This is a genomic window from Microbacterium sp., from assembly GCF_049650565.1.
Classification (GTDB): domain Bacteria; phylum Actinomycetota; class Actinomycetes; order Actinomycetales; family Microbacteriaceae; genus Microbacterium.
In genome coordinates this window covers 1-6,424 of record NZ_JBASAK010000049.1, presented here as the reverse complement: position 1 = coordinate 6,424, position 6,424 = coordinate 1, and the positions used below count along the sequence as shown (strand labels likewise).

General features: G+C 66.6%; 6 protein-coding genes. All 6 read left to right on the top strand.

Annotated features, from left to right (window positions below; all coding sequences use genetic code 11):
- The coding region (locus WA967_RS09160) for an SCO7613 C-terminal domain-containing membrane protein (RefSeq protein ID WP_424421515.1) at positions 1–1,036 on the top strand (1,036 nt) is incomplete at its 5' end.
- Between the two features lie 204 nt (positions 1,037–1,240).
- Positions 1,241–1,609: a 30S ribosomal protein S12 gene (gene rpsL, locus WA967_RS09155; protein ID WP_067194597.1), complete on the top strand. Its 369-nt coding sequence runs from the start codon at positions 1,241–1,243 to the stop codon at positions 1,607–1,609.
- 5 nt (positions 1,610–1,614) lie between these two features.
- Positions 1,615–2,085, top strand: coding sequence for a 30S ribosomal protein S7 (rpsG, locus tag WA967_RS09150; protein ID WP_017201608.1), 471 nt, complete (start codon positions 1,615–1,617; stop codon positions 2,083–2,085).
- Positions 2,086–2,163: 78 nt separating this feature from the next.
- The gene (gene fusA, locus WA967_RS09145; RefSeq protein WP_424421509.1) at positions 2,164–4,278 is read left to right on the top strand and encodes an elongation factor G; all 2,115 of its coding nucleotides are present in this window, start codon (positions 2,164–2,166) and stop codon (positions 4,276–4,278) included.
- Between the two features lie 181 nt (positions 4,279–4,459).
- The gene (tuf, locus tag WA967_RS09140; RefSeq protein ID WP_298865871.1) at positions 4,460–5,653 is read left to right on the top strand and encodes an elongation factor Tu; all 1,194 of its coding nucleotides are present in this window, start codon (positions 4,460–4,462) and stop codon (positions 5,651–5,653) included.
- A 224-nt stretch (positions 5,654–5,877) separates the two neighbouring features.
- Entirely contained in the window at positions 5,878–6,090 is a 213-nt protein-coding gene (locus tag WA967_RS09135) for a hypothetical protein (RefSeq protein ID WP_424421506.1), read from the top strand.
- The last annotated feature ends 334 nt before the right edge of the window (positions 6,091–6,424 follow it).

Genomic DNA, 6,424 nt, shown 5'->3' with positions numbered 1-6,424 from the left:
GCGTCCCGCGCTGCGCCGCCTGCGGCCGGCGCGCACGCCGGCTGTGCTCGCGGCATCCGTCGCAGCCCTCGGCGGCACCGTCCAGGCCGTGCGCTGGGGGAGCGGTCTGGATGCCTCACCCGTCCTCGGAGGGGCTGCCGGCCTCTTCCTCCTGTGCGTGGGGCTGAGCGCCGTGTCGGCTCTCGCATTGCTCCTGGCCGCGCGGATGCTTCGCTCCCCGGCATCCGCCGTGCGCCTGCCACGGGCGGATGCGCTCGGCGCGGGCGGGATCGCCGTGGAGATGAGCGCGGAGCGCGCATCTCCGCGCGGGGCGCTCGGCATCCCCCCGCGCTGGCTGCCGGTACCCGGTGCGCTGGCGTTCGCGGTCGGCACGTGGCCCGCCATCGCCGAGGACTGGTTCACGATCTGGGGCATGTGGACGCTCATGCTCGCCTGGCTCGCCGCCATGGTCGCCTCCGCGCGGAGGCGACCATGCGACATGCTGATCCCGCCCGCCTGGGTGCTGTTCGGCATCGCCTTCATCACGGCGATCGTCGCGTGGAGCCCGCGCGAGCTGCGCGTGGAGATGTTCTCGCTGCCGCTGGGGGTCCTCCTGCTCGTCGCCGGGGCCGTCGGCCTGCGGGGAGAAGCGGATGCCGGTCGGCGAACCCTCCGGTTGGACGACTGGCCGCACGGGACGCGGAGCTCGTGGTGGCGGCTGGCGCCGGGCCTGATCGTGCTGCTGTCGGCATCCATCGTCTCCACCTTCACGGATCCGCTCACCTGGCGGGCCGTGCTGGTGATGGGCCTCGCACTCGCAGCCATCCTGCTGGGCTCCGCCCGGCGGCTCGTCGCACCGTTCGTGATCGGACTGGTCGTGCTGCCGGTGGAGAACGTGTTCGTCTTCGCCGTGCAGATCGGCCGGGGCATCGACTCCATGCCGTGGTGGATCACCCTGGCGACGGTCGGCGCCGTGCTGCTGATCATCGCCGTGGCGGGGGAGCGGCGCGAGGGTGCAGGCCGGGGCGTCGCCGCCCGCATGCGGGATCTGCGCTGAGCGGCATTTGACCGTCAGGGTTACGCAGGATTACACTTGGTCGGGTGTGTGCACCATTGTGCGCGCACGTCGGGCGCAGGCAGACGCCGATTCGCCCCCACGGCATACCCACCACACCAAGAAGCAGGACGGTTCCGTTCTGCTGGTGGGTCATGAGGTGAAACCCCATCACGCTGTCACCGTGCAGCACAACGAGGAGAGAACGTGCCAACTATTCAGCAGTTGGTTCGCAAGGGACGCACGCCCAAGGTCTCGAAGACCAAGGCGCCCGCCCTGAAGGCGAACCCGCAGCAGGCCGGCGTGTGCACCCGCGTGTACACCACCACCCCGAAGAAGCCGAACTCGGCGATGCGCAAGGTCGCCCGTGTCAAGCTCCGCAACGGCACCGAGGTCACGGCCTACATCCCCGGCGAGGGACACAACCTGCAGGAGCACTCGCTGGTGCTCGTGCGCGGTGGTCGTGTGAAGGACCTCCCCGGTGTTCGCTACAAGATCGTCCGCGGCGCCCTGGACACCCAGGCCGTCAAGAACCGTAAGCAGGCTCGTTCCCGCTACGGCGCGAAGAAGGGTTGAGTCAGATGCCTCGTAAGGGACCCGCTCCCAAGCGCCCGGTCGTCAACGACCCGGTCTACGGTGCTCCGATCGTCACCTCGTTGGTGAACAAGATCCTCGTCGACGGCAAGAAGTCGCTCGCCGAGTCGATCGTCTACGGCGCCCTCCGCGGCGTCGAGGCGAAGAACGGCCAGGACGCCGTCGCCACACTGAAGAAGGCGCTCGACAACGTGCGCCCCACCCTCGAGGTCCGCAGCCGCCGCGTCGGCGGCTCGACCTACCAGGTGCCCGTCGAGGTCAAGCCGCACCGCGCGAACACGCTCGCGCTGCGCTGGCTGGTGAGCTACGCGAAGGGTCGTCGTGAGAAGACGATGACCGAGCGTCTGCAGAACGAGATCCTCGACGCGTCGAACGGCCTGGGGGCCGCGGTCAAGCGCCGCGAGGACACCCACAAGATGGCCGAGTCCAACCGCGCCTTCGCCCACTACCGCTGGTAATGGGCTGAGCGGATGCCGAAACCATCGGCATCCGCTCCCACTCTCTGTTCGTTCCTGAACCATCCCGGAGGAACCCCCGTGGCACAAGAAGTGCTCACAGACCTGAGCAAGGTCCGCAACATCGGCATCATGGCGCACATCGATGCCGGCAAGACCACCACCACCGAGCGCATCCTGTTCTACACGGGTGTGAACCACAAGCTCGGCGAGACCCACGACGGCGCTTCGACGACCGACTGGATGGAGCAGGAGAAGGAGCGCGGCATCACCATCACGTCCGCGGCCGTGACCTGCTTCTGGAACAAGAACCAGATCAACATCATCGACACCCCCGGACACGTGGACTTCACGGTCGAGGTGGAGCGCTCGCTCCGCGTGCTCGACGGTGCGGTCGCCGTCTTCGACGGCAAGGAGGGCGTCGAGCCCCAGTCCGAGACCGTGTGGCGTCAGGCCGACAAGTACAACGTGCCCCGCATCTGCTTCGTCAACAAGATGGACAAGCTCGGCGCGGACTTCTACTACACCGTCGACACCATCGTGAAGCGCCTGGGCGCCAAGCCGCTCGTGCTGCAGCTCCCGATCGGCGCCGAGAGCGACTTCGTCGGCGTCGTCGACCTGATCGAGATGCGCGCGCTCGTGTGGGAGGGCGACTCCAAGGGCGATGTGACCATGGGCGCCCACTACGACGTGCAGGAGATTCCCGCCGACCTCAAGGAGAAGGCCGAGGAGTACCGCCAGCAGCTGCTGGAGACGGTCGCCGAGACCGACGACGCGCTGCTGGAGAAGTTCTTCGGCGGCGAGGAGCTCACGGTCGCGGAGATCAAGGGCGCCATCCGCAAGCTGGTCGTCGCCAACGAGATCTACCCCGTGCTGTGCGGCTCGGCGTTCAAGAACCGCGGTGTGCAGCCGATGCTGGACGCTGTCGTCGACTACCTGCCGAACCCTCTGGACGTGGGCGCCATCGAGGCCCACGACCCGAAGGACGAGGAGATCGTCATCGAGCGTCACCCCGACGCCAACGACCCGTTCTCCGCTCTGGCCTTCAAGGTCGCCGTGCACCCGTTCTTCGGTCGTCTGACCTACGTGCGCGTGTACTCCGGTCACCTGGACTCCGGTTCCGCGGTCATCAACTCGACCAAGGGCAAGAAGGAGCGCATCGGGAAGATCTTCCAGATGCACGCCAACAAGGAGAACCCGGTCGACGCGCTGACCGCCGGCAACATCTACGCCGTCATCGGCCTGAAGGACACCACCACCGGTGACACCCTCGCCGACCCGGCGAACCCGGTCGTCCTCGAGTCGATGACGTTCCCGGAGCCGGTGATCGAGGTCGCCATCGAGCCGAAGACCAAGGCCGACCAGGAGAAGCTGGGCACCGCGATCCAGAAGCTCGCCGAAGAGGACCCGACCTTCCGCACCGAGCTGAACCCCGAGACCGGTCAGACGACCATCAAGGGCATGGGCGAGCTGCACCTGGACATCCTCGTGGACCGCATGAAGCGCGAGTTCAAGGTCGAGGCCAACGTCGGCAAGCCGCAGGTGGCGTACCGCGAGACGATCCGCAAGGCCGTCGAGAAGCACGACTACACGCACAAGAAGCAGACCGGTGGCTCGGGTCAGTTCGCCAAGATCCAGTTCACGATCGAGCCTCTCGAGGTCACGGGCGACAAGACCTACGAGTTCGAGAACAAGGTCACCGGCGGCCGCATCCCGCGCGAGTACATCGAGCCGACCAACCAGGGCTTCCAGGACGCCATGTCCGCCGGTGCCCTGGCCGGCTACCCGATCGTGGGCGTGAAGGCCATCCTGCTGGACGGTGCGTCCCACGACGTGGACTCGTCCGAGATGGCGTTCAAGATCGCTGGTTCGATGGGCTTCAAGGAGGCCATCCGCAAGGCGAGCCCCGTGCTGCTCGAGCCGCTCATGGCCGTCGAGGTCCGCACCCCCGAGGAGTACATGGGCGACGTCATCGGCGACCTGAACTCCCGTCGTGGCCAGATCCAGTCCATGGAGGATGCTCAGGGCGTCAAGGTCGTCCGCGCGCACGTCCCGCTGTCCGAGATGTTCGGCTACATCGGCGACCTGCGCTCGAAGACCTCGGGCCGTGCGGTGTACTCGATGGAGTTCGACAGCTACGCTGAGGTTCCGCGTGCCGTCGCCGACGAGATCATCCAGAAGACCAAGGGCGAGTAAGCCCTTCATCCGGCGCTTCGACAGGCTCAGCGTCCCAGCTGGGTCCCTGAGTCTGTCGAAGTGCCGAACACCCCACAACTTCACATTCACTCTCCACTAAACTGAGAAACCGAAATCAGTAGGGAGCCGGTCACAATCCAGTGCCCGTCTATCTCTACGCGAACGTCCTGAGGAGGACCAAGTGGCCAAGGCCAAGTTCGAGCGGACCAAGCCGCACGTCAACATCGGAACGATCGGTCACGTCGACCACGGCAAGACCACGCTGTCTGCCGCGATCTCGAAGGTGCTCGCCGACAAGTACCCGTCGGACGTCAACGTCGTCCGCGACTTCTCGTCCATCGACTCCGCTCCTGAGGAGCGCCAGCGCGGCATCACCATCAACATCTCGCACATCGAGTACGAGACTCCGAAGCGCCACTACGCGCACGTCGACGCGCCCGGCCACGCCGACTACGTCAAGAACATGATCACCGGTGCTGCCCAGATGGACGGCGCGATCCTCGTGGTCGCCGCCACCGACGGCCCGATGGCTCAGACCCGCGAGCACGTGCTGCTGGCCAAGCAGGTCGGCGTGCCGTACCTGCTCGTCGCACTGAACAAGAGCGACATGGTGGACGACGAGGAGATCCTGGAGCTCGTCGAGCTCGAGGTCCGCGAGCTGCTCTCGTCGCAGGGCTTCCCCGGCGACGACGCCCCCGTCATCAAGGTGTCGGCTCTCGGCGCCCTGAACGGCGAGGAGAAGTGGGTCAACTCGATCCTCGAGCTCATGGAGGCCGTCGACAACAGCGTTCCCGACCCGGAGCGCGACCGCGACAAGCCCTTCCTGATGCCGATCGAGGACGTCTTCACGATCACCGGTCGTGGCACGGTCGTCACGGGCCGCGCCGAGCGCGGCACGCTGGCCATCAACTCCGAGGTCGAGATCGTCGGCATCCGCCCGACGCAGAAGACCACGGTCACCGGTATCGAGATGTTCCACAAGCAGCTCGACGAGGCATGGGCCGGCGAGAACTGCGGTCTGCTGCTCCGCGGCACCAAGCGCGAGGACGTCGAGCGCGGTCAGGTCGTCGTGAAGCCGGGCTCGATCACCCCGCACACCAACTTCGAGGGCACTGCCTACATCCTCTCGAAGGACGAGGGTGGCCGTCACAACCCGTTCTACACGAACTACCGTCCGCAGTTCTACTTCCGCACCACCGACGTCACCGGCGTCATCACGCTGCCCGAGGGCACCGAGATGGTCATGCCCGGCGACACCACCGACATGGCCGTCGAGCTGATCCAGCCGATCGCCATGGAGGAGGGCCTCGGCTTCGCCATCCGCGAGGGTGGCCGCACCGTCGGCGCCGGAACGGTCACCAAGATCAACAAGTGAGTCGGGTCGGCTCAATTCGCGCAGCGCGTTGAGCCGGGATCGACTCAGGTTGAGCGAGCGGAGCGAGTCGAAACCTCCGCCGGATGATCCTCAGAGGGGTCGGACCTTCGGGTCCGGCCCCTCTTGCCGTACCCGCGGGCGGCTCGGACTGTCGTATCGCGTGTGGATCGCGTAGAAAGGACGTGACGCAGAACACTGCGCGAATCGACAGGGGGAGGAAACCCATGGGCATCGAGGATCTGGTGAATCGGGGCAAGGAGCTGTTCGAGCAGAACAGGGACAAGGTCGAGGAGGCGTTGGGCAGCGAGCAGGCCGAAGGCATCAGCGACAAGCTGCTCGACGGCGCCGCCGACCTGGCCAAGAAGGTCGCGCCGGGTGCTGCGGAGCAGATCGACTCCGTTCGCGAGAACGTCGACAAGGCTGTCGGGAACGAGTGAGACCGCTCGTCGCGTCCTGAAGGGCGGTGCGCCTGCGCGCACCGCCCTTTCTGGTTCCCACGGTCAGCTTCATCGCCTATACTGATGGCGCCGCCTGGGGTTCTGTGCGGCAGGGGCACTGTGGGGGCACAGTGCTCGAATGGCTGGGGGATTCATCATGGGGAAGACCATGCGCATGACGCGGGTCCAGTACCGATGCACCGCCATGTCCGCGCGACGGCTTCGTCGCGCCCATGTTCGAGGCAGCCGGCATCCCTTCTCGTCGGCGCCTCCTGCTCGGCGGATCCCCTCCCGCCGGGCCTCCCAAGACGCTGGGCGGGGCATGGGGATGCCC